Here is a 23,617-nt window from a genome sequence, read left to right on the forward strand (position 1 = left end):
GACAGGGTGTCAGATGAGCGAAGCACTGGTGATACGGCCTTTACGGGCCGAGGACGAGGCGGACTGGCGCCGCCTCTGGACGGCCTATTTGCAGTTTTATGACACCACATTGCCGGAAGAGGTGTTTCAAACGGCATTCTCACGCTTGCTGGAACAAAACAATCGCGAGTTTCAGGGCCTGATTGCAACGGTGGACGGGGTCGCGGTGGGGCTGGCGCATTTTCTGTTTCACCGCACCCTGTGGGCGACCACGGACACCTGTTATTTGATGGATCTGTTTGCCGACCCAAATGTGCGGGGACAGGGTGTGGGCCGGGCTTTGATCGAGGGCGTGCGTCAGCGCGCGCTGGCAGCCGACATTCCAAGCCTTTATTGGATGACCCAGGAATTCAATTATCCGGGCCGCACCCTTTACGATAAGGTCGCCGAGAAAACGCCATTTATTGTTTACGAGATAAACAGCTGATCCAGGGTCCACGGCGGTAGTGCCCCTATGGACCCGACACAAACAGTCTCTCAAACTGTATGTTCACGCCGACCGTATTTCTGGGCGATATCGACTTCCTCGCCCAGATCTATCGCGGCGCGATAGCCGCTTTGCACGGCTGCCGCGATGATATTCGGGGCTTCGGCATCGCCAATGCGCACCAGTGATTTCACCCCAGCCTGAGCCAGATCTTCGCCCATATTCCTGAGACCCTCATAAAGTCCCAGAACCGGGATGCGCCGGGTCAGCGGGATCACCGCGTCGCAGGCCAATGGCCTGCGATCGCCTGTCAAACCGCATTCCAGCACGGCCTCACCCCAGTTGGCCGCAACCAGCATCACATTGGTCAGAACCTCGACCCCGGCCTCAATCAGGGTCGTGTTGGATTGGTAAACTTCCGTGGTCCATTGGCCCCAGTCACAGGGCCGACCCGCCGGGGTCACCAGTGTCACGCGATGTCCGTCTTTGCGCAACTGCAGCGCCAGAACTGAACCTAAATAGTAATGATCATCATCATAAATCACCACATGGTCCGCCTCGATGGTGTTGCCTGCCAATACAACATCAGCGCTGATCACCATGCCCGCGGTCCCTGCTTCAAGCCCGGTATCAGAATGCCGGCCCAGGGTGTCACTGGCCCATCGCGCGCCAGTGGCGGCCACCACATGGGTGACGTCGAGATCGAACACATCTTGCGCCTTTAGCGGGCTTTCGGGGTAAACTTCGACTGTGTCCAACTTGTCGATCTGACCCACGCGCCAATCCCGCACCCGCGCCCATTCGCTCATCCCGGGCAGCCGGGATTCGTAGTTTAGTCGTCCACCCAGATTGCGGCTGGCCTCGGCCAGAAGGACGCTGTGGCCCCGTTCTCCCAACACTCTGGCGGCTTCCAAACCAGCAGGACCCGCGCCCACGACCAGCACTTTTTCCGGCTTTTTGGTTGGCGTCACCCGTTCTGGATGCCAGCCCTGACGCCACTCTTCACCCATGGTTGGGTTTTGCGTGCATCGCAGAGGCACGCCAAGTGAATCATGGGCGTAGCAAATATTGCAGCCGATACATTCCCGGATATCTTCCGCGCGGCCCTCATTGATCTTATTGGGCAAAAAGGGATCAGCAATCGACGGGCGCGCAGCTCCGATCAGATCCTGACCGCCCTGCCGCAGAACCCGCGCCATTGTATCCGGCGAGGTAAAGCGGCCCACGGCCACAACCGGCTTGGACGTCAGTTGTTTCGCCTTGGCAATGTCATCGGTAAACGAGGCTTCTTTGACGAACCGGCTGGCGCCCATCTCTATTCCGTAGTCGGGCACCACTAAATCCCAAAGGTCCGGCAAATCGGCGAGCATGGCAAAGGCGTCATAACTTTCAGCATCCCCCAACCCGACCGAGAACCGCGTGGCCACTGCGCATTTGTGGCCGACGGCCTCTTTGGTTTCCTCTATCAGCTCACGAACGAGGCGAACCCGATTTTCCAGGCAGCCACCATATTCATCGCTGCGGGTGTTGATTACCGGATCCATGAATTCTGACAGCAGATAGCCATGGGTGGCATAGACATAGACAATGTCGAACCCGGCCTCGACAGCCCGCAGGGCCGCATCGCGATGCCATTTGCGAATGTCCCGGATGTCCTGCCGGTCAATCTTGCGGGCCTGCCCCGGATGCAGAACCGAGGCATCTGTTTGTGGTCGGTTGCGCAGCCCCAAGGGTGCGAGCCGGGTGCCAAAATTGGTCACCATCCCGCCGCCAATCCAAAGCTCAACCCCCGCCAATGCACCATGCTCATGCACGGCATCCGTCATCAGCCTGTTGGCCCTGATGTCGTCATTGTCCCAGAGTGCGGCGTAAGGATAACTATCATTGTCCGACGTCGGGTGAATTGAACAGAACTCGGTATTGACCACCCCCCAGCCACCCTCGGCCTTCATCCCACGCATCGCCGCCACTGCGCGGGGGCGCCGCCAGCCCATGCCAGAACAGTGGGGCACCTGGTAAAACCGGTTTTTTGTGGTCACGGGACCAATCTGTAATGGCTGAAACAGGATGTCATGGCGAGCATCGCGCATCTAATTCTCTTTCTTGGCTTGTGAGTTAGCATTTTGTTTATTTGAGCGCTCAATTAAATCTTGAGTCAAGGGGTCTCAACGCCTAACCTAACCCAAGGCCTAAAGACAAAAACAATGCGTGGGCCCTTTTCAACTGGGAGACACTGATGAAACATTTTACGACGGTCGCGGCCCTTGCTTGCGCTTTCAGCCTACCCTTGGGCACCGCCCTGGCAGCCGAGGACAGCCTTACAATCTTTGACTGGGCCGGCTACGAGGACCCAGAGTTCTTTACCGCCTATACGGCCAAACACGACACCCCGCCGACCTTTGCGTTTTTTGGCGATGAAGAAGAAGCGTTTCAAAAATTGCGCTCTGGCTTTCGGGCCGATGTGGCCCATCCCTGCTCGCAATCGGTGCCTAAATGGATCGAGGCCGGGCTGCTAGACCCTCTGGACACCTCGCGCATCCCCCGGTGGGCTGAACTGGAAGCGTCATTCCGCGATATCCCTGCCTTCCAGAAAGACGGAAAGCCCTATTTTGTGCCCGTTGACTGGGGCAATACCGCAGTCACCTACCATACCGACCATCTGAGTGATGGCGATGTCACCTCGTTGCAGTCCTTTGCGGATCCCAAGCACGCGGGCCGTATTTCCATCGGTGACAACGTCGATGACGCCTATGCGCTGGGGTTCCTAGCCACCGGCGTCAAGGACTGGAGCCAGGCGACGGATGCCCAATTTCAGGCGGCTTCGGCCTTTTTGCGCCAGGTCCATAGCAATGTTCGTACCTATTGGGCCGATGGGGCATCTTTGGCGCAGCTGATGCAAAGTGGCGAGGTCTATCTGTCCTGGGCCTGGAACGAAACCTATTCCACCATGACCTACGAAGGCCACCCGATTGCCATGAAACGCGACACCACCGAGGGCGCCTCCAGCTGGGTCTGCGGCTATGTCAAACTGGCCAATGCGCCCGGATCAGAGGATAAGTTCTACGACTTCATCAACGCCTGGCTGGAACCAAAGACCGCCGATTATCTGGTTAGCGCCTGGGGATATGGTCATGGCAATGCGGCCGCAATGGCTGAAATGAACACCGAAGATCTGGCGGCGATGGGTCTGGATTCGACTGATAAACTGCGCGCCAACACTCTGTGGCAGTCTCCGGTTCCTGTCACCCTGCGCGAAAAGATGATCGCCGAATTCGAGCTGATCAAAGCAGGTTTCTAGCGCCATTTACATCCAGCTGAAGAAGGCCCCGGTTATCATACCGGGGCCCTTTTTGTGTCTGGAACAGCGCGTGTAAATGCGCCGTTATTCAGGGTCGGCATTCTCCAGGGATCGCAGATAGCTGTCGACAAACCGCTTGGTGTAGGTTTCCATCTCGACAAAGGGACCCGGCTCGTAAAACCGCGAGTTTACGCCCTCTTGGTTCTTCTCAATGATGGTCTTGTCAGACTCGGTTGTCACATTCCACAGCCATGCCAGCCGGTCGAGATCATAGTCATCACCTGCAACCGCGTCTTCACGAACCAGCCAGAGTATCTCTTGAATGGAGTTGTCTTTGTCGACGGGAATAAAGCGATAGATTACCAGATGATCGCAGTAGATCAGCATCGGATTGAGGATGCCGACATAAAGATCCGAAGCGCCGCTATCATAGCCTTTGAGGTGCCCCAGCAGTGGCGCCAGGGGTTTGCCGTCCTCGCTGCCGGTCGCAAACCCTTCAAACAGGCTGTAGCGATTATAGGCATATTCAGGAGATCCCGGCTGGCGATTGATGGCGATGCGATCGATAAAATCAGTGGGCACACCACAATCCTGGGCGCGCGCAACCATCGCAGAATTTAACGGTTCGACCCGTTCGGCTGCCATATGGGTGGCATGAGAGCGTGAGAACTCTGGGTGGGCCGCAGTACAATGATAGCATTCATTGTAATTTTCGACCAAAAGTTTCCAGTTCGCTTTGACCGGATACTGCACCCGGTGCGCAACTTTGGTCTTGGTCAGTCCAAAGGGCTGCAACACCGGGTCCAATTCCTGCCTGAGGGTCTCGAAACTGTCAGGGTTATCAGCCAGAGACACAAAAATCATGCCGTGAAAGACCTCGACGGCGACCCGTTTCAGGCCCAGTTTGGTGCGGTCGAACTCTTTGTCCAGCAGACGTGCATTGAACAGACTGCCGTCGAGATTGAAGATCCAGGCATGATAGGGGCAGGTGAACCGTTTGGTATTGCCACGCGGCTCGATGCAGACCCGGGATCCACGATGGCGGCAGACATTGGCCAAAGCATGGATTTCTCCGTCATTGCCGCGGGTGATTATGACGGACTCGTCCATCATCTCAAACAGGAAGTAGTCCCCGACCTCGCAAAGTTCGCTGACATGTCCCGCCCATTGCCACTCGTGATGGAAAACCCGTTTTAGATCCTGCTGAAACACCTCTTCAGATTGATAAAACGCCTGTTCCAAGGCATAGCCCGGTTTGTGACGGGCGATGAGGTCGCCCAGAGAGATAGAAGATGTAGTCATCGATTTAGTCCTGTTTTCCGGCCCTTTGGCAAAGGCTGGTTATTCAAACAACACGATGGAATCTGCGCCCCAACCAACCGACACTGTACTGCCGACATTAAGGATTGAACGCCCCGCCGTGTTCCGCATGGAAATGGTCACCTCTTCGGTGTGGCCGGGCAGCAGAACGCTGTAGTAGGTCATGTCGCCATAGTAAGAGGTGCCAACGACCTGTGCTTGGGCAATGCGTTCGGCACCTTGGTCGCCATCATACAGTACCGTTAGCATCTCAGGCCGAATGCCAATGGTATGAATATCCTGCGGGTTCAGACCTTCTGGCAGGTGATCGTGCGAAACCTCAACCTGGCCCAGGGCTGGGATATCCAGCTGAAGACCCGCCTCGCCAGAGCCGGTCACGCGGGCCTCAAGAAAGTTCATCACTCCGATGAACGAGGCCACTCTGCGGCTGATGGGCCGACGGTAAAGTTCTTCTGGGGTGGCAAGCTGGGCGATCTTGCCCTCAAACATCACCGCGATGCGATCAGACATAATCAGCGCTTCTTCCTGATCATGGGTCACCAGAATAAAGGTAATGCCCAGCGATTGCTGCAACCGGCGCAACTCCACCTGCATCTGGTCGCGCAGGTTTTTGTCCAGTGCCGAAAGAGGTTCGTCCAACAAAACCACTTTGGGCCGCATCACCAGCGCGCGCGCCAGCGCCACGCGTTGCCGTTGCCCACCCGATAATTCATGGGCCGCCCGCGTGCCATAGCCGACCAGATCGACCATCTCGAGCGCCTTCTCAACCTCTGCGAGCTGAGCTTGCTTGCTCAACTTGCCCTTTTTCAAACCATAGCCGACATTTTCGGCCACGTTGAGGTGGGGAAAGATTGCATAGCTCTGGAACACCATGTTGGTCGGGCGCTGATTTGCCGATATTCCGGCCATCGATTTGCCACCAATCACGATGGTGCCGTCGCTGGGGTCTTCAAAGCCGGCGATCATCCGCAGCAAGGTGGTTTTGCCACATCCAGACGGCCCGAGCAGCGAGAAAAACTCGCCCTCTTTGATGTTTGCATCAATGCCTTTCAGCGCGTGGAATGTACCAAAATACTTGGTCACGCCTGTCAGGTTGATAATGGGTTGGGCTTCGGGTGACGTCATATCAGACAAAACCTCCGGTAGCAGATGCATCGGCACCTTGTTTGTGGGCAGACCGGCGACGGAACCACTCCGCCAGGATCAACAATATAACCGAGAGCGCCAGCAAGATTGATCCCAGCGCCATGACCGAAGGCAGCTTGGTCGGAAAACGCAGCTGGCTCCAGATATAAACCGGCAGGGTTACATCGGTGCCAGTAAGGAAGAAGGCGATGATGAATTCATCCAGTGAAATGGTGAAGCTGATCAACAGGCTAGAGATAATGCCCGGCATCACCAATGGCAGCGTCACCCGTTGAAAAGTCCCCCAGCGGCTTTCACCCAGATCCTGCGAGGCTTCCTCCAGGCTTTGGTCCAGCCCATTGAAGGCCGAGGTGAGAATGGCAATGGAAAAGGGCACACAGATCAGCACATGGCCGCCGACAACGGTCCAAAGCGACAGTGGCAGTCCAAGCTGCTTGAGCAGCACCAGCAGGGCCACGGCCAAGATGATTTCAGGCAAAACCATGGGCAACATGATAAACCCAAGGATCCCGCGCTTTAGCGGAAACCGGTAGCGCGCGGTAGCGCGCGCCGCACAGGCGCCCAAAATGGTGCTCAATACGGCAGCTGAAACCCCGACCAGCAGCGAGTTTTTGACCGCCAAATGCAGCGCCGGGGTATTCCAGAGCACGTCAAACCATTTGGTGGTGAACGCGGACAGCGGAAAGGCGATGACGGTCGCGTCGTTAAACGCAAACATGGGTAGCAGAACAACCGGCGCGTAGAGAAAAACCATGTAGGCCACGGCATAGAAGGCCAGCCATTTGGGGGATCGGTTCCGTTTCATTCCACCTTTCCTCCAAGCTTCTTGCCCGTCAGGTACAGCAACAGACTGACGGATGCGATGATTGCCATCGACGACACCGCAAGCGCAGCCCCAAGCGGCGCATTGTTGGCTTTTCCGAATTGAATTTGGATCATATTGGAGATCATCAGCCCATCCGTGCCACCCACCAGTCGTGGCGTGATGAAGTCACCGACCGTTGGGATTAGAACGATCAAAGTAGCGGCGATTACACCGGGCATCGCCAGTGGCAAGGTCACCCGGAAGAACCGGCGCACAGGCCCATCCCCCAGATCTTCGGCGGCCTCCAGCAGCGAGCGGTCGATCTTTTCCAGCGCGACAAAAATCGGCAGGATCGCAAAGGGTGCCCAGGCATGGGCCAGCGTCAGGACAACAGCATTTGCATTATACAGCAAGAACGTCATCGGCTCGTCGATGACCCCAACCCACAACAGCGCGCTGTTCAGCACCCCATTGTAACCAAGGATGACTTTCCACAAAAACACCCGCAGAAGGTAGCTGGTCCAAAAGGGAATGGTGATCAGAAACAGCCACAATGCCTTGCGCCGATGCACGTGGAACGACAGATAATAGGCGATTGGGAAAGCAGACAGCACCGTGACAATCGTCACCAGCACCGAGATCCGGAGCGACCGAAACATCAAGGTCTGATAGATCGGCTTGGTCCATGCCTCGGTATAGTTTGCCAGGCTGAGGGTCCGGTCTATGTCCAGATAGTTTTGCGTCCAAAAACTGAAGGCGACAACCATCAGCAGTGGCGCGGCCAACATGGCGATCGCAAATATCAGTGGGGGACTGATTAATCTGAGCCCCTGCCGCCCCTCGTTATCCATCTCTGTGCTCCCCTGCCCTGCGCACCTTACAGGTCAGCCTCAGTTAGCAAGGCCTGGTTTTCCTTGGCCAGTTGTCCCGGCAAAGGCTCATCATGATCCAACACTGGGAAATGCACCCTCAAGGCATCGTGATAGCTGCGCACTCCGGATTCCAGGTCGGACAGGATCACCCCGTCAAATCCGCTAGAGAATGAAGCCTCCCAACACCATTCAATCAACTGCTCATCTTCTTTGGTTGTGATCCGGTCGATGCGCCCGCTCAGATAGCGGGCCGCCCGCATTTGTCTGTCTTCTGTGGGACGTTTGTAGCAGGCGCCACGCTGAATGGTCTTGCCGTTCTCAACCGGGTATTCCTGATAGAAGATGACCGAATCCGGGTAGATCCCGAACACCGCATTGGGAAAGACACCAAGATACAGCCAGGCGGCGTTCTGCTCGTCGTTCAAATCTGCGATCTGAGGCAGAATTTTCTTATAGTTCTCAACGCTCCAAAGCCGTCCCTTACCTTCGCGAAAGCGAGAGTAGGAGCGGGATGCGCCCTGATCAATATCCTCATCATAATAGTTACTGCCGAACAGATCATGCAGGCCGGGATGGGCCATGGGAACGTGATAGCCCTCGTTGTCGACATCGCGCACACATTTCCAGTTTGCGGCGATCGTCTCATTCCAGACGCCAGCACCATCGGGCACCACATCAGCCAACTTGTAGGGGGCCACCTCGGCCTCAAATCGCGCCATAATCTGCGACACACTGGGCTGTGGTCCTGGCTTGAAACGCACAAAGACAAAGCCCTGCCAGATATCCATTTCCACCGGTTTCAGACCAAATTTCACTGGATCCATGTCGGGCAGACTGCCGGGCTGGGCGGCGCCACGCAGCGTTCCATCAAGATTGTAGGCCCAGCCGTGAAAGGGGCAGATAATCGCAGATTTACAGTGCCCCTTGTCCTCGGCGACCACCCGTGACCCACGATGCCTGCACAGATTGTGAAAGGCGCGCACCGTGCCGTCTTTGCCGCGCACCACCAAAGCGCGCTCGCCCACCAGATCCAAGGTCATGAAGTCACCCGCCGCAGGCACATCATTTACATGGCACACCAATTGCCAGTGGCGGCGGAACAACAGTTCTTTCTCTGCGTCCAGCATTTCAGGGTTGGTATAGCTCCAGGCTGGCAGCCCGGTACGGTTCGCCAAGCTGGGTTTTGCTGCAGAGTTCTGGGTGTTCATCCGACTATCCTTGCTCGCCATGATGAACGACTAACAATTTTTGTTTAAGCGCTCAATCAAAATTTTTGCAAACACGCAATAGGCGCTCATAAGACGGGACATTATCCGGATGCCAGTCTGATATTTGATGTCACGCTCAGGATAGCCGCGCCTACGCGGAACTACAGGCGGGGCGCTCATGGCCGTTTTCTCCGATGCCGGCCTGCTCGTGTCTCAACACGAATCATTTTTCCTTAAAATCCGGCCCTGCGGGACGTCGTTTTCCCCATCCGCAGGCCCAGATTTCATTTTCCCAATGCGTCCCATGACGGGTTTTCCCCTGTGCAGGACATGGCTTGCCAATGGTGCATATTGGAGTCGAAATTTCCTGATCGCTTCTTTTGTTGCTTAAAGGGGAAAAGTTTCCTATAGGGATCATATAGTGGCATGCAGGCGTATACAGTCCTGCTTACGAACGTATTTTCGGAGAGACCATATGACGGCTTATGACCTGGTGGTAATTGGGGGCGGACCCGGTGGCTATGTTGCAGCCATTCGCGCGGCACAATTGGGCATGACCGTCGCCTGTATTGAAGGTCGAGGCGCCCTGGGCGGCACCTGTCTGAATGTCGGCTGCATCCCGTCCAAGGCCCTGCTGACGTCATCTGGTAAATACGCAGCGCTTTCAAATCTGGCCGCGCATGGTATCGCAGTCGAAGACTCCAGCGTTGATGTGGGCGCAATGATGGCCCGCAAGGATAAGCTTGTTGGCGACCTGACCAAAGGCATCGGTTTTCTGTTCAAAAAGAATGGCGTCGACCTGATTGAGGGCTGGGCCTCGATCCCGGCCGCTGGACAGGTAAAGGTGCAGAATGACCAGGGGTCCAGCTTGCTGGAGGCAAAACATATCCTGATCGCCACCGGATCCGAGCCAACACCGCTGCCCGGGATCGCGATTGATGAAGTCGATATACTAAGCTCAACCGGCGCTCTGGCGCTGGATAGCGTGCCAAAGCATCTGGTTGTGATCGGGGCCGGAGTCATCGGGTTGGAACTGGGTCAGGTCTGGTCGCAGCTTGGGGCTAAGGTGACTGTCGTGGAATTCCTTGACCGTATCCTGCCGGGCATTGACGGAGAAATCGCCAAGCTGGCGCAACGGGCGCTGTCCAAACGCGGGCTCAAATTTCAACTTGGCCGCAAAGTGACCGGCATCGAAAAAACAGCCGAAGGGCTGGAGCTGGCATTGGAACGGATAGCCAAGGGCACCGAAGAGACACTCCAGGCCGATAAAGTTCTGGTGGCAATTGGCCGCCTCCCTGTCACCAGCGGCCTGGGGCTGGATGCGCTGGGTGTCAGCGTCAACGCCCGCGGCTTCATCGAGGTTGATGGTAGATTTGCAACCTCTGTGCCGGGCATCTACGCCATCGGCGATTGCGTGCCCGGCCCGATGTTGGCGCATAAAGCCGAAGAAGATGGTGTCGCCTGTGTCGAGATGCTGACCGGAGAGCCTGCCCATGTTGATTACAACACAGTGCCGGGGGTGGTTTACACCAATCCCGAGGTCGCGTCGGTCGGGCAAACCGAAGAGGCGCTGAAAGAGGCCGGCACCGCCTATATCAGCGGCAAATTCAGTTTCATGGCCAATTCGCGTGCCCGCTCAATCGGTGAAACAGATGGGGCCGTCAAAGTGCTGGCCTCGCCTGACGGCACGCTATTGGGGGCACATATCGTCGGCGCACATGGTGGGGACCTGATCGCCGAACTGGTTCTGGCGATGACCAAGGGGGCCACTGTCGATGACATCGCCCGCAGCTGTCATGCGCATCCGTCAATGGCCGAGGCCGTCAAAGAAGCCTGCCTTGATGCACTTGGCCGCGCCATTCACGCCTGACGTTGATCGAAAGGGAAGAGAGCTATGACACAGCATCTGCGCCATCCGGAAAAGGCCCATAAGGCCAGCCATACGATCCCTCGCAAGCCAGTCTGGATTCGTAAGAAACGGATCGAGTCGGCAGAATATTACGAAACCCGGCGCTTGATGCGCGATCACAATCTGACCACCGTCTGCGAAGAGGCCGCCTGCCCTAACATTGGCGAATGCTGGTCCAAACGGCACGCCACCATGATGATCATGGGCGAGACCTGCACCCGTGGCTGCTCCTTTTGCAATGTCGCCACCGGCAAACCGGATAGCTTGGATGCCTTTGAACCTGGACGGGTTGCGGCTGCCGTCAAAAACTGGGCCTGCGCCATGTGGTGATTACCTCGGTGGATCGCGACGATCTGGACGATGGCGGCGCTGATCATATCGCCCAGACCATCCGCGCGGTGCGCCACCAAACCCCAGACACCACAATCGAGGTGCTGACCCTGACTTTCTCGGCAAGGGTGACGCGGGCCAATTGGTGTTTGAGGCTGCCCCAGATGTGTTCAATCACAACCTGGAAACCGTGCCCCGCCTGTATCCGACTGTGCGCCCCGGTGCGCGCTACTACAGCTCATTGCGCCTGCTGGATGATGCCAAGCGGGCCCAACCGCAGATATTCACCAAATCCGGACTGATGGTTGGGCTTGGCGAAACACTGGATGACATCCGTCAGGTCATGGATGACCTGCGTGCTGCAAATGTCGATTTCCTGACCGTGGGCCAATATTTGCAGCCCACCACAAAACATCATCCGATTGATCGCTTTTGGTCACCGGAAGAATTCGCCCAGCTGGAACAAATTGCCCGCGCCAAGGGTTTCTTGGGCGTGTCAGCCACACCGCTGACCCGATCATCTTTCCACGCTGACGAAGATTTTGCCACTCTCACAAAAACACGTCAACGTATGCTGGCAAATAGATCATAAAATACAACCTTTAGGGAGGAATACCATGGAAGCGTTAAATTCAATAGTCGGGGCCATTAACGGCATAGTCTGGGGACCGCTAATGCTGGTTCTCATTCTAGGCGTTGGCTTCTTCCTGATGGCCGGGCTGAAATTCATGCCGATCTTGAAACTGGGCACCGGCTTTAGCCTGCTGTTCAAGGGCCGCGAGACCCAGGGCGAAGGGCAAATCAGCCCCTTCAACGCCCTGATGACCTCGCTATCGGCAACCATCGGTACCGGTAATATCGCCGGTGTTGCGACCGCCGTTTTTCTGGGCGGACCGGGTGCGTTGTTCTGGATGTGGATGACTGCCCTGGTTGGCATGGCCACCAAATACGCCGAGGCAGTGCTGGCGGTGAAATACCGTGAGCAAGACGAGTTGGGCAACTTTGTCGGTGGCCCAATGTATTACATCAAAAACGGTCTGGACGCGAAATGGGCCTGGCTTGGCGGCGCTTTTGCCCTGTTTGGAGCCATTGCGGCCTTCGGCATCGGCAACGGTGTGCAGGCCAATGGTGTTGCTTCGGTGCTGGAATCCAACTTCGGCGTCAATACATCGGTCACCGGTGTTATTCTGATGGTGCTGACCGCTGCTGTTATCCTTGGCGGCATCTCTCGCATTGGTGCGGTGGCTGGTAAACTGGTGCCTTTCATGGCCGTCAGCTACATCATTGCCGGTCTGCTGGTTCTGTTGATCAACATTGGGAACATTGGCGATGCGCTGAACCTTGTCTTCACCCATGCCTTCACCCCTTCGGCTGCTGAAGGTGGCTTTGCGGGTGCGGCTGTCTGGATGGCGATCCGTTTTGGTGTGGCCCGTGGCGTGTTCTCAAACGAAGCCGGTCTTGGTTCCGCGCCGATCGCCCATGCTGCGGCCTCGACGGCTGGTCCTGTAAACCAGGGCTTGGTTGCCATGCTCGGAACCTTCATTGATACTATCATCGTGTGCTCAATCACCGGTCTCGCAATCATTGCCTCTGGTGCCTGGACATCCGGCGAATCCGGCGCGGCGCTCACCTCGCTGGCCTTTGAAAACTCACTGCCCGGCATTGGCGGTGCGCTGATCGCGGTTGCCCTGTCGATCTTTGCCTTCACCACCATCCTTGGCTGGTCCTTCTATGGCGAAAAATGCGTTGGCTTCTTCTTTGGCTCAAAGGCGCTGATGCCGTACCGGGTTCTGTGGATTGTGATGATCTACTTCGGTGCCACCGCAGACCTGGGCTTCATCTGGCTGCTGGCCGATACGCTGAACGCCATGATGGCCATTCCGAACCTGATCGCGCTGGCCTTGTTGAGCCCGATCGTCTTCAAGCTCACCCGCGAATTCTTCGCCTCTGGTGGTGCGACTGAAGGCTCCGGATCGGCATCCAAATAAGCGACCAAAAAACCCCGGGGGGCTGGTCAACCGGCCCCCCACTTCCCCAAATTTGAAATACCCTCATGAGGAGATGACAAATGGCCACAAAAATCCTACTGCCGATGGATCACACCGATGACCGTTCGTGGAAAAAGGCGCTTCCGATTGCATTGGAACAGGCCAGGTTCTACGGCGCCGAGCTTCATGCAGTGTCGGTCATCCCCGAAATTATCCAATTGCCCAATCTGCCAGCCAATTATGGCGCCGGCGCCAAGGACCACGTCGGCAAAGCGGTGCAGGCGATCCTGGATCACAACAGTGCATCCGATGTCCCTGTGCATATTGAAGAGGGCAGCGTCTACCGCGAAATCCTCAAACTCGCCCATAAGGACGGCTTCGACATGATCGTCATCGCCTCTGCCAAGGGGGACTTCCCGAACTACGAAATTGGTCCCAATCTGGCCCGCGTGGTGCGCAATGCCCATTGCACCGTTATGGTTGTCCGCGACTGATCGCCCCCACAGAAAGGCCTAAATTTATGACCGATGCTGCGAAACGCACACCGTTGTATGATCTTCACGTCGAGCTTGGCGGTAAGATGGTTGATTTTGCTGGCTGGGAGATGCCGGTTCAGTACCCGATGGGCATCATGGGCGAGCACAGCCATACGCGCGCCAAGGCGGGGTTGTTTGACGTCAGCCATATGGGTCAGGTGATCCTGCGCGGGGCGGATGCGGCCAGCAAACTGGAAACTCTGGTGCCCTCGGCGCTGACCACCCTGAAAGAGGGCAAGGCGCGCTATACGTTCTTCACCAATGACGACGGCGGCATCATGGATGACCTGATCGTCGCCAATGGCGATCACCTGTTTGTGGTGGTCAATGCCTCGATGCGCCACCAGGACATCCCGCATATGGCCAAGCATCTTGATGGGATCGAGGTCACCGAGATCTTTGATCGCGCGCTCATCGCGGTCCAGGGTCCGGCGGCGGAAAATGTGGTGGGCGATCTGTGCCCCGCCGCACGTGAGATGAGCTTCATGCAGACCATGGAGGCCGAGATCATGGGTGTTGACTGCCGCATCTCGCGGCTGGGTTACACCGGCGAAGACGGCTTTGAAATCTCCATCCCCGAAGCCAAGGCGATTGCGATCTGCCGCGCTTTTCTGGCCCATGAAGACTGCGAGCCGGTTGGCCTCGGGGCGCGCGACAGCCTGCGCCTGGAATCCGGATTGTGCCTCTATGGCAATGACATCGACAATGACACCTCGCCGGTCGAGGCCTCGCTGACCTGGGCGATGCAGAAACGCCGCCGCGAGGAAGGCGGATTTCCCGGCGCGGCCCGCATTCAGCGCGAGCTGGCTGAGGGCACTGCCCGCAAACTGGTTGGCATCAAACCCACTGGGCGCGCCCCGGCCCGTGCCGGTGTCGAGGTCCAGGATCTGGACGGCACCGTGATCGGCACCATCACCTCGGGCGGATTTGGACCCTCGGTCGGCGCCCCGGTTGCGATGGGATATGTCGCCACCGACTTCAGCACCCCAGGCCAGAAAATCAACCTGATCATCCGCGGCAAGGCGCAACCGGCTGAGATTGCCGCGCTGCCTTTTGTCCCCCAAAACTACAAACGCTGAACCCCAGGAGTTTCGAACATGACCACCTATTATTCCGAAGAGCACGAATGGGTCACCGTCGAAGGTGAGATCGCCACCATTGGCATCACCCAGCACGCCGCCGACCAGCTGGGCGAGATCGTGTTTGTCGAACAGAAAGAGCCCGGCGACGATTTTGAAAAAGGCGACGACATTGGCGTCATCAGATCCGTCAAAGCCGCCTCGAAATCTACGCGCCTGTGGACGGCGAAGTGCTCGAGGCCAATGGCGCCCTCGAGGACAATCCCGGCGCGCTGAATGACGCCCCCGAGGGCGATGCCTGGATCTACAAGATCAAGCTGACCAATACAGACCAGCTCAGTGATCTGATGGATCTGGACGGCTACAAGGCCTTCATCGGCTAACCGCCCCCCCTGATGCGGATCCGCCACCGGGCGCAGGCCGCATCTTCATCTTTCCAAAAATACTCCCGCCGGAGGCTCCCCTCCTCCCGGCCTGCGCTGATCTCTCCAAAGGAACACCCCCATGGCCTTCAAGCTGACCGATTACGAAGCCTATGATTTTGCCAACCGCCGCCACATTGGCCCCAGCCCGCGTGAAATGGCTGATATGTTGCAGGTCATCGGCTTCAAAACCCTGGACGAGTTGATCGACGCGACGGTCCCGGCCTCGATCCGCCAGACCGAAGCCCTGGACTGGGGCCCGGCCATGACCGAGCGCGACGCCCTGTTCCACATGAAAGAGGTCGCCAGCAAAAACAAGGTGCTGACCTCGCTGATCGGCCAGGGCTATTACGGCACCTCCACCCCGGCGCCGATCCTGCGCAACATCCTGGAAAACCCGGCCTGGTACACCGCCTATACGCCCTATCAGCCAGAAATCTCGCAGGGCAGGCTTGAGGCGCTGTTGAACTTCCAGACCATGGTCAGCGATCTGACCGGCATGGACATCGCCAATGCCTCGCTGCTGGACGAGGCCACCGCCGCCGCCGAGGCCATGGCGATGACCAAACGCAGCAGCCGCTCCAAGGCCAATAACGCCGCCTTCTTTGTTGATGAAAACTGCCACCCGCAGACCATCGCGGTGATCAAAACCCGTGCCGCGCCGCTGGGTGTCGAGGTGATCGTGGCCAACCCGGATGATCTGGAACCCGAAACCGTCTTTGGCGCCATCTTCCAGTATCCCGGCACCTATGGCCATGTGCGCGACTTCACCGCTGAAATCACCGCGCTGCACGCCAACAAAGGTCTGGCCATTGTCGCCGCCGACATTCTGTCGCTGGCGCTGCTGAAATCCCCGGTGAAATGGGCGCCGATATTGCCATCGGATCGACCCAGCGTTTTGGCGTGCCGATGGGCTATGGCGGTCCCCACGCCGCCTATATGGCCACCACGGATAAGCTCAAGCGCGCCATGCCGGGCCGCATCATTGGTGTCTCGGTCGACAGCCACGGCAACAAGGCCTACCGGCTGGCGCTGCAAACCCGCGAACAGCATATTCGCCGTGAAAAGGCCAATTCCAACGTCTGCACCGCCCAGGCGCTGCTGGCGGTGATGGCCTCGATGTATGCGGTCTATCACGGTCCCGACGGCATCAAGGCGATCGCCCAGTCGGTGCACCGCAAGACCTCACGTCTGGCCGGCCTCGAAGAGCACGGCTACACCGTCGAGCCCGAGGTGTTCTTTGACACCATCACGGTTGACGTGGGTCCGCTGCAGAAAACCGTGATGGAGGCGGCGGTGGCCCGCGGCATCAACCTGCGCAAGGTCGGGGCCACGGCCGTGGGCGTCTCCCTTGACGAACAGACCCGCCCGGAAACCATCGAGGCGGTCTGGGGCGCCTTTGGCATCGACAAACAGGACGACAGTCAGGCCAACCGCGACTATCGCCTGCCCGAGCACGCCCTGCGCGACAGTGCCTATCTGACCCACCCGATTTTCCACAAAAACCGGGCCGAGGCCGAAATCACCCGCTACATGCGCCGTCTTGCGGATCGCGATCTGGCGCTGGACCGCTCGATGATCCCGCTGGGGTCCTGCACCATGAAGCTGAACGCCACCGTCGAGATGATCCCGGTCACCTGGCCCGAGTTCAGCAACCTGCACCCCTTTGTGCCGCAGGATCAGGCGCAGGGTTACACCCAGATGATCGACGATCTGAACGATAAACTGTGTCAGATCACCGGCTATGACGCGATCAGCCAGCAGCCCAACTCGGGCGCGCAGGGTGAATATCTTACCTTTGACCATCCGCAACTATCACGCGGCCCGGGGTCAGGCGGGGCGCAATGTCTGCCTGATCCCCACCTCGGCGCATGGCACCAACCCGGCCACCGCGCAGATGGTGGGCTACAAGGTGGTGCCCATCAAGGCGGATGCGCACGGCAATATCGACATCGCCGATTTCCGCGCCAAGGCTGAATTGCACTCGGACAGGCTGGCCGCCTGCATGATCACCTATCCCTCGACCCACGGCGTGTTTGAGGAAACCGTGCAGGAGGTCTGCCAGATCACCCATGATCACGGCGGTCAGGTCTATATCGATGGCGCCAATATGAACGCCATGGTCGGTCTGGCCCAGCCCGGTAAGATCGGCGGCGATGTCAGCCACCTGAACCTGCATAAAACCTTCTGCATTCCCCACGGCGGCGGCGGCCCCGGCATGGGCCCGATCGGGGTGAAATCCCACCTGACCGCGCACCTGCCCGGCCACCCTGAATACGGCTCGGCGGTGGGTCCGGTCTCGGCGGCGCCCTTTGGCTCGCCCTCGATCCTGCCGGTCAGCTGGGCCTATATCCTGCTGATGGGCGGCGCCGGTCTGACCCAGGCCACCAAGGTCGCCATCCTGAACGCCAACTATATCGCCGCCCGCCTGAAAGACGCCTACGGTGTCCTCTACACCTCCAAAACCGGCCGCGTCGCCCATGAGTGCATTCTCGACACCCGCCCCTGGCCGATGCGGGCAATGTCACCGTGGATGACATCGCCAAACGTCTGGTCGACAGCGGTTTCCACGCCCCGACCATGTCCTGGCCGGTGGTAAGCACCCTGATGGTGGAACCCACCGAGTCCGAGCCCAAGGACGAGCTGGACCGGTTCTGCGACGCCATGCTGTCGATCCGCGCCGAGGCCCAGGATGTCATCGACGGCAAGATCGACGCCGACAACAACCCGCTGAAAAACGCACCCCACACGGTGCGCGATCTGGTCGGCGACTGGGACCGCCCCTACAGCCGCGAGACCGCCTGTTTCCCGCCCGGATCATTGGGCGTCGACAAATACTGGTCCCCGTCAACCGCGTCGACAACGCCTACGGTGACCGAAACCTCATCTGCACATGCCCCCAATGACTGACTACCAAGACGAAACTTAAAACAACAAACAGCCCCGTCAAATAAGACGGGGCCAACCAAACAGGCAACTTGAACGCGTGATAGGAGACAGCCATGAACAGTCAGATCGCTGCCCCCATTTGCACCGGTGATGCGTCGGTGGCGGGGCCCATCCATCACATTGAAATCATCCTGCCCGAAGACGCCGCCGCCTCGGGGCGCAGATGTTTCGCGATCTATTTCACGCTGCCAATGACCTGATCACCTCGTCCCGCTACCAAACCTCTGTCCGCTGTCTGTCCACACCCCCGACCAGAAATCTCGGCGGTCAGACCCGGCATACGGTGATATTTTTGGGCAATATTCACAGCCGTTGGCAGGTGAGCGGCCCCGACCGCAGCCGCTTGCAACAGACATTGCGCCATGCCTCGCGCACGGTGCTGATCGGCGGAGCGGTGTTTTACTGTCCGCCACCGGGCAAAATCACCTTCATCCGCTGGCCATCCACTCCAATTTTTCTGCCGCTGCTGACGAGGAAGATTTGCGAAGTGCGCCACAAGGCCAGCATGTCGCCTCTTCAGGCGGGGTCGGGAGTGCAACCAGCCCCTTTGCTGCCCTTCATCTGCTGTTGCAGATCATCGAGGACGACCACGGCTCATTCATTGCTGATGCAGTGTCCGAATACGTTGGCCTTGCAGACCCTTCGATGAACCTGAAAAGCAAGGTGGCCCTGCACCTGCTTCAGCGCGCCCACGGTGATCGGCTTATCAGTCGCATACTCGATCTCATGCTGGACAACATCGAAGAGCCCAGACTGATCCGAGACCTGGCCCAGCGGACCAATGTCTCCACCCGCAAGCTGGAGCGGCGGTTTCAGGAAAAGGCCAGAACAACGCCGCTGGCTGTTTACCGCAGGCTTAGGATTGAACGGGCCCATCAACTGATCGTCCATTCCAGCTTGCCACTTTCCGAAATCGTGGTGGCCACAGGGTTCACCTCGCTTAGTAATTTTTCGTATTGGTGCAAGAGAGAGCTTGGGTCCAGTCCCAAGGTGCTGCGGCAACGCGCCTTTGCCAGCTGAAACCCCGACAACGGGACGCAGCGCTGGCCAGCACTTATTGAAACCCGGAATAGCGCCTGCGCAAGACAACGTCATGCATCATTGTCGCCAAAGTGGTCAGATCAAACACCGGGCGCTTCAGCGCCGCCTGAAGGTCATGGGCATAGGGTGGTAAATCCGTGCATTCCAGAACGATCGCTCCAATATCGGGGGCACGGTCAATCAGCCGGAGCCCAGCAGCAAGAACTTCGCTTTTTACCTTCGCCAAATCCATACCGTCCCGCTCGTTTCGTAAAATGACCGATGCAAATTCTTCGGTGTCTTCAAGACCCTGCACTACAATTGGAATGCCTTGGGCTCCAACGCCCTCGATGTGGTTGTCGGTCAAAAGCGCGGCAGAGGCGGTGACCACACCCACCGGCGCCCGGGTCATCTGATAGGCCAGTGGCACCTGCAATAGCGAGGACACAAAGACCGGAACCGAGACCGCCTCGGCAATTTCTTTCTGAAATAATGCCAGGAAACCACAGGAACCGGTAATCGCCCGCACGCCCTGGGATTCCAGCCGGCGCGCCGCGTCCAAAATCGGCACAAGCATGTCAGACGACGGATTGTTTAACAGTTTAGGAACCGTGATCCCATGCAGGATTTCATAGGTTGTCGTGAAGGGCAGGCTCGACGGGTTCTTGATATGACCCGGCGGCTTGGGGAAATAGCTTTCCAGCGACAGAACCCCTATGGAAATGCCGCAAATGTTTTGTCCACCGGGGTCAAAAGTCACGAGAATGCTCCTTTAGAAACGGGTCGCCCGAAAGGGTGACAGATCGGTATTGGCGGGCGTTTCAACCACCAGATCGGCTACGATGCGTCCGGTTTTAGGCGCCATCATCAGCCCATAATGGCTGTGTCCAAAGGCGGCGATAAGCCCAGGGAATCCTTCGATTTCACCAATACATGGCAGACTGTCTGGCAGACTTGGCCGCTGACCCGACCAGGTGTGAATGTCGCTTTCGTTCAGGTCCGGCAGCATGGACCGGGTCAGCTTTATTAGCCCATCCAGCCGTTTTTGATTGGGGGGCGCATCAAGGCCTGCAAACTCGGCGGTGCCGGCAACCCGCAACCCGTCATTCATCGATGAGGCGACAAATTTCATGTCCATGTCCATCACTGAATGGTTCAGGGTAACGCCCGGATCCTGAAACGACACGTGATAGCCACGCTCGGCTTGCATCGGAATGCGAATACCCAGCGGTTCCAGCAATGTTGTCGACCAGACGCCCATCGACAGGACCAGTTTAGGAGACCAGCAGGCCCCCTCGGCCGTGTCATAGCTCCATCCACCATTTTCGGGCCGAATAGCGGTGACCGTTTGGTGGTGAACCTCGCCCCCCAAGCTGCGGAACTTATCAGCCAAAACGGTTCCAATCTCGCCCGGGGCCAGGGCCCGCGCCTGATCATGAATAAGCACAGCCGCTTGAAAGTCGGGGCTCAGTCCCGGTTCCAGATCCTGCAGGTCCGCCGCCCCGATCCGTTCTAACCGCGCACCTTTTTCCTTTCGCATGACATAGCCGATATCGGACAGATTAGCCGCTTCTGCGTTGCGAAAGGCATGCACATACAGGCTATCTCGTATCAGATCCTCGCGCCCTGTTCCGGCCAGATGCTGGCGAAAAAGGGTCACACAGTCCCTGTTCAACAGTTCCATCGCATCGGAAATCGCTGGAATGCGTGACCTGCGCCCCTCGCGCATAAACCGCATGCCCCAATAGGCCAGCCGCGGCAGATAACTCGGTTTGACCGCCACCGGCCCCATGGGATCCAGCAGCATGCCCGGTATCTGTTTCCACAGCCCCGGCATGGATTGCGGCACCACAGACCAAGGCGAGATGATCCCGGCGTTGCCGAAAGAGGTCGCCTGCCCCGGAGCATCGCGGTCCACCAGCCGGACGCGCAGCCCCTTTTCGATCAGCGACAGGGCAGTACAAATACCAATGATCCCTGCACCCAGAACTGTGACGTCCGGGGCCTGATCCTTTGACCCTTGGGTCATGCGGCGGCCCTTTCCGAACGCAGGCTGGCCAACTGCTGTACGATAACCGGCGCGATAACAGCCAGTGCCGTAAGATCCGAAGCCCCACTGGGAGCCACCAATAAGATCCCACCGATCGCCATTAGCAGCCGCCAGACACTATTCAACGGGGCCATGAAATAGGCGGACACTGCGGTGGCAATGGCAAAAACACCCAACGCGCAAGTTATGCTGACCTGCAGGAAACTGAGCAAAGTGAAATACTCAGGCAGCACAATCAGCATTGTCGGCGCATAGACAAACACCATTGGCACCATCAGTTTACCCAGTCCCAGGGTAAAGGCGCTCATGCCAGTTCGGAACGGGTTGGCGCCGGCGATACCGGCAGCGGCATAGGCGGACGCGCAAACCGGCGGTGTAATCTCGGAAATCACGCCGTAATACAGAACGAACATATGGGTGGCGAGCGGCGGCACTCCCAGTTGGTTCAGGGCCGGTGTGGCGACAGCCACCAGCATGATATATAGCGCCGTGGTCGGCAGCCCGGCCCCCATCAGGATACAGGCCATAGCGATCAGGACCAGGGACAGGAATTGCTGGATAGAACTGTGGCTAAAGGTTTCAAGCCCGGTCCAGTCCAGCAGCGGGGCCAGTGTCGCCGCCATATCTGCCGCACCACCAGTCACCATAAAGCCAAGGCGGAAGCCAACTCCGGTTGTGTTGATAACGCCGACAACAATGCCCACCGCAGCCGAGGCCGCCCCCACTGCCAGCGCATATTGAACACCGACATGGAAGCTATCAAACAGGTCCCGGAAGCTTTGTCTTTTGTTGCGATGCAGGCTGCCCAGGATGGTCAGCGCCGCCAGCATTCCGGCCATCTCTGGCGAATACCCCTCGCCAGAATAGGGCGAGGCCTTCCAGAAGATGAACCCCAGCAAGGCGAGCGGTATAGGCAAGGTCAGCGGGCGGTCCATGCCGCAGAATCCCACCACAATACAAAGGTTAAGCCCGATAAAGGCGGCCATATTGGGGGAGTAGCCAGAGAACAACACCAGCAGCAGCGCGATCAGTGGAATGATCGTATACCAGCCGTCTTTCCACACGGCCACCATATTGGGCAGCTGATCTCGTGTATAGGTGGGCAATCTCAACCGTTTAGCGGTGAAATGCACAATCGACATCACGCCGATATAGTGCATCAGCGCCGGGACAATGGCCGCGATCACGATGGTGGTATAGGGCACCTCAAGATACTCAGCCATCAGGAAGGACGCAGCGCCCATAATCGGCGGCGTGATCTGCCCTCCAGCCGAGGCCGCGGCCTCAACCCCGCCGGCAAAATGGCCGGGATACCCCATCTTCTTCATGTTGGGGATGGTCAGCGATCCGGTAGACACCGTATTGGCAATCGAGCTGCCCGAGATGGTGCCAAAGAAGGCAGACGATATCACCGAGACTTTGGCTGGACCGCCGGTATAGCGCCCGGCCAGGATCATCGCGTTATCAACAAAAAACTGTCCCAAACCCATGCGTTGCGCCACCACGCCGAACAGCACAAAGTGAAACACCACTGTTGAAACCACCCACAGGGTCACCCCAAAGATACCCTCGGACGGGAAATACATGTTGTTGACGAATTGCTGCCAGTTGACGCCCGGATGCTTCAGGATCTGCGCCGGCATATAGGGGCCAAACAAGGCGTAGACCATAAAGACCAGAATAATCAGTGGCAGCACAAATCCGATTGTGCGGCGGGCAATCTCTAATACGGTCAGCACCAGAATGGAGCCAAAGAACACATCCGGCCCCGACGGGTTGCCCTGACGCAGCGCCTGCTCGTCGATGTCAAATCCAAAGCCGGAAAACCCGCGCCAGCTGAGCCACAGGAAAAGCGCCGCAGAAATGCCCAAAGCTGCAAGCGCCCAGTCATATAGCGGCACATTGCCCGGAGCCAGCGCACGCGCACCCGACCATTCCAGCGCACGGGCTGATTTGATCAATGGGAAACCAACAAAGATGAACAGGAACAACCCCGACAAGTGGATGCCCATATGAACATGGTCAACCGGCGTACCAAACCCCGCAGTCCACAGATGATAAAGCGCAAAGCAAATGCTGGCCCAGTAGATCACTCTGGTCAGCACAGGGCCATTGTCACGGGTGTTCAGCGCTGAATCATACTTCTTTTCCAGCTCTTCCAGCGTTTTATTGTCGAGATGCGAATTGACGGGCATAGGAGGTTCCCAAAAAATTGGATG

Annotated in this window: 17 protein-coding genes and 3 pseudogenes; 11 read left to right on the forward strand and 9 right to left on the reverse strand. The window is 57.9% G+C overall.

What is annotated here, in order from left to right; genetic code table 11:
- The first annotated feature begins 13 nt into the window (after positions 1-13).
- Positions 14-466: a GNAT family N-acetyltransferase gene (locus EBB79_RS23565; RefSeq protein WP_127751467.1), complete on the forward strand. Its 453-nt coding sequence runs from the start codon at positions 14-16 to the stop codon at positions 464-466.
- 50 nt (positions 467-516) lie between these two features.
- On the opposite strand, the gene EBB79_RS23570 is transcribed toward EBB79_RS23565, so the two are convergent.
- The gene (locus tag EBB79_RS23570) at positions 517-2,556 is read right to left on the reverse strand and encodes an oxidoreductase (RefSeq protein ID WP_127751468.1); all 2,040 of its coding nucleotides are present in this window, start codon (positions 2,554-2,556) and stop codon (positions 517-519) included.
- Between the two features lie 146 nt (positions 2,557-2,702).
- Here EBB79_RS23570 and EBB79_RS23575 point away from each other — a divergent pair, with 146 nt between their 5' ends.
- Entirely contained in the window at positions 2,703-3,764 is a 1,062-nt protein-coding gene (locus EBB79_RS23575; RefSeq protein ID WP_127751469.1) for an extracellular solute-binding protein, read from the forward strand.
- A gap of 84 nt (positions 3,765-3,848) precedes the next feature.
- Here the strand turns inward: EBB79_RS23575 and EBB79_RS23580 are convergent, their stop codons facing one another.
- From EBB79_RS23580 to EBB79_RS23600, 5 genes are read right to left on the reverse strand one after another with little or no spacing between them, the layout of a single operon-like run.
- Positions 3,849-5,066 (reverse strand): aromatic ring-hydroxylating oxygenase subunit alpha, encoded by a 1,218-nt coding sequence (locus tag EBB79_RS23580; protein WP_127751470.1) that lies wholly within the window; start codon positions 5,064-5,066, stop codon positions 3,849-3,851.
- Between the two features lie 39 nt (positions 5,067-5,105).
- Positions 5,106-6,209, reverse strand: a complete 1,104-nt coding sequence (locus EBB79_RS23585) for an ABC transporter ATP-binding protein (RefSeq protein WP_127751471.1) — start codon at positions 6,207-6,209, stop codon at positions 5,106-5,108.
- A 1-nt stretch (position 6,210) separates the two neighbouring features.
- Positions 6,211-7,035: an ABC transporter permease gene (locus EBB79_RS23590; protein WP_127751472.1), complete on the reverse strand. Its 825-nt coding sequence runs from the start codon at positions 7,033-7,035 to the stop codon at positions 6,211-6,213.
- Positions 7,032-7,886, reverse strand: coding sequence for an ABC transporter permease (locus EBB79_RS23595; protein WP_127751473.1), 855 nt, complete (start codon positions 7,884-7,886; stop codon positions 7,032-7,034). The genes EBB79_RS23590 and EBB79_RS23595 overlap by 4 nt, the downstream gene beginning before the upstream one ends.
- Positions 7,887-7,912: 26 nt before the next feature.
- Positions 7,913-9,115, reverse strand: coding sequence for an aromatic ring-hydroxylating oxygenase subunit alpha (locus EBB79_RS23600; RefSeq protein WP_127751474.1), 1,203 nt, complete (start codon positions 9,113-9,115; stop codon positions 7,913-7,915).
- A gap of 475 nt (positions 9,116-9,590) precedes the next feature.
- On the opposite strand from EBB79_RS23600, the gene lpdA reads away from it, so the two are divergent.
- From lpdA to EBB79_RS23640, 9 genes and pseudogenes are all read left to right on the forward strand, one after another.
- The gene (gene lpdA / locus EBB79_RS23605) at positions 9,591-10,985 is read left to right on the forward strand and encodes a dihydrolipoyl dehydrogenase (protein WP_127751475.1); all 1,395 of its coding nucleotides are present in this window, start codon (positions 9,591-9,593) and stop codon (positions 10,983-10,985) included.
- 24 nt (positions 10,986-11,009) lie between these two features.
- Positions 11,010-11,946 (forward strand): annotated as a pseudogene (gene lipA / locus EBB79_RS23610) (lipoyl synthase).
- Between the two features lie 25 nt (positions 11,947-11,971).
- Complete coding sequence (locus EBB79_RS23615) at positions 11,972-13,342, forward strand: alanine/glycine:cation symporter family protein (RefSeq protein ID WP_127751476.1); 1,371 nt, start codon at positions 11,972-11,974, stop codon at positions 13,340-13,342.
- Positions 13,343-13,422: 80 nt separating this feature from the next.
- Positions 13,423-13,836 (forward strand): universal stress protein, encoded by a 414-nt coding sequence (locus tag EBB79_RS23620; RefSeq protein ID WP_127751477.1) that lies wholly within the window; start codon positions 13,423-13,425, stop codon positions 13,834-13,836.
- Between the two features lie 26 nt (positions 13,837-13,862).
- Positions 13,863-14,957 (forward strand): glycine cleavage system aminomethyltransferase GcvT, encoded by a 1,095-nt coding sequence (gene gcvT / locus EBB79_RS23625; protein ID WP_127751478.1) that lies wholly within the window; start codon positions 13,863-13,865, stop codon positions 14,955-14,957.
- A gap of 18 nt (positions 14,958-14,975) precedes the next feature.
- Positions 14,976-15,340 (forward strand): annotated as a pseudogene (gcvH, locus tag EBB79_RS23630) (glycine cleavage system protein GcvH).
- A gap of 121 nt (positions 15,341-15,461) precedes the next feature.
- Positions 15,462-18,285 (forward strand): annotated as a pseudogene (gcvP, locus tag EBB79_RS23635) (aminomethyl-transferring glycine dehydrogenase).
- Positions 18,286-18,381: 96 nt separating this feature from the next.
- Entirely contained in the window at positions 18,382-18,528 is a 147-nt protein-coding gene (locus tag EBB79_RS24620) for a hypothetical protein (protein WP_164860916.1), read from the forward strand.
- A 280-nt stretch (positions 18,529-18,808) separates the two neighbouring features.
- On the forward strand, positions 18,809-19,348 hold the full coding sequence (locus EBB79_RS23640) for a helix-turn-helix domain-containing protein (RefSeq protein ID WP_127751479.1): 540 nt from the start codon (positions 18,809-18,811) through the stop codon (positions 19,346-19,348).
- 34 nt (positions 19,349-19,382) lie between these two features.
- Here the strand turns inward: EBB79_RS23640 and EBB79_RS23645 are convergent, their stop codons facing one another.
- From EBB79_RS23645 to EBB79_RS23655, 3 genes are read right to left on the reverse strand one after another with little or no spacing between them, the layout of a single operon-like run.
- On the reverse strand, positions 19,383-20,108 hold the full coding sequence (locus EBB79_RS23645; protein ID WP_127751480.1) for an aspartate/glutamate racemase family protein: 726 nt from the start codon (positions 20,106-20,108) through the stop codon (positions 19,383-19,385).
- A gap of 12 nt (positions 20,109-20,120) precedes the next feature.
- The gene (locus tag EBB79_RS23650; protein WP_127751481.1) at positions 20,121-21,377 is read right to left on the reverse strand and encodes an NAD(P)/FAD-dependent oxidoreductase; all 1,257 of its coding nucleotides are present in this window, start codon (positions 21,375-21,377) and stop codon (positions 20,121-20,123) included.
- Positions 21,374-23,593 (reverse strand): TRAP transporter permease, encoded by a 2,220-nt coding sequence (locus tag EBB79_RS23655; protein ID WP_127751482.1) that lies wholly within the window; start codon positions 23,591-23,593, stop codon positions 21,374-21,376. Before EBB79_RS23655 ends, EBB79_RS23650 begins: the two co-directional genes overlap by 4 nt.
- Positions 23,594-23,617: the final 24 nt, after the last annotated feature.

The sequence above is a fragment of the Parasedimentitalea marina genome (assembly GCF_004006175.1).
Classification (GTDB): domain Bacteria; phylum Pseudomonadota; class Alphaproteobacteria; order Rhodobacterales; family Rhodobacteraceae; genus Parasedimentitalea; species Parasedimentitalea marina.

Excerpts from the sequence above, each read along its gene's own strand:
- lpdA (WP_127751475.1), top strand. The coding sequence starts at position 9,591 with ATGACGGCTTATGACCTGGTGGTAATTGGGGGCGGACCCGGTGGCTAT.
- EBB79_RS23570 (WP_127751468.1), bottom strand. The coding sequence starts at position 2,556 with ATGCGCGATGCTCGCCATGACATCCTGTTTCAGCCATTACAGATTGGT.
- EBB79_RS23615 (WP_127751476.1), top strand. The coding sequence starts at position 11,972 with ATGGAAGCGTTAAATTCAATAGTCGGGGCCATTAACGGCATAGTCTGG.
- EBB79_RS23655 (WP_127751482.1), bottom strand. The coding sequence starts at position 23,593 with ATGCCCGTCAATTCGCATCTCGACAATAAAACGCTGGAAGAGCTGGAA.
- EBB79_RS23600 (WP_127751474.1), bottom strand. The coding sequence starts at position 9,115 with ATGAACACCCAGAACTCTGCAGCAAAACCCAGCTTGGCGAACCGTACC.
- EBB79_RS23580 (WP_127751470.1), bottom strand. The coding sequence starts at position 5,066 with ATGACTACATCTTCTATCTCTCTGGGCGACCTCATCGCCCGTCACAAA.
- EBB79_RS23585 (WP_127751471.1), bottom strand. The coding sequence starts at position 6,209 with ATGACGTCACCCGAAGCCCAACCCATTATCAACCTGACAGGCGTGACC.
- EBB79_RS23565 (WP_127751467.1), top strand. The coding sequence starts at position 14 with ATGAGCGAAGCACTGGTGATACGGCCTTTACGGGCCGAGGACGAGGCG.
- gcvT (WP_127751478.1), top strand. The coding sequence starts at position 13,863 with ATGACCGATGCTGCGAAACGCACACCGTTGTATGATCTTCACGTCGAG.
- EBB79_RS24620 (WP_164860916.1), top strand. The coding sequence starts at position 18,382 with ATGAACAGTCAGATCGCTGCCCCCATTTGCACCGGTGATGCGTCGGTG.
- EBB79_RS23590 (WP_127751472.1), bottom strand. The coding sequence starts at position 7,035 with ATGAAACGGAACCGATCCCCCAAATGGCTGGCCTTCTATGCCGTGGCC.
- EBB79_RS23620 (WP_127751477.1), top strand. The coding sequence starts at position 13,423 with ATGGCCACAAAAATCCTACTGCCGATGGATCACACCGATGACCGTTCG.
- EBB79_RS23595 (WP_127751473.1), bottom strand. The coding sequence starts at position 7,886 with ATGGATAACGAGGGGCGGCAGGGGCTCAGATTAATCAGTCCCCCACTG.
- EBB79_RS23650 (WP_127751481.1), bottom strand. The coding sequence starts at position 21,377 with ATGACCCAAGGGTCAAAGGATCAGGCCCCGGACGTCACAGTTCTGGGT.
- EBB79_RS23575 (WP_127751469.1), top strand. The coding sequence starts at position 2,703 with ATGAAACATTTTACGACGGTCGCGGCCCTTGCTTGCGCTTTCAGCCTA.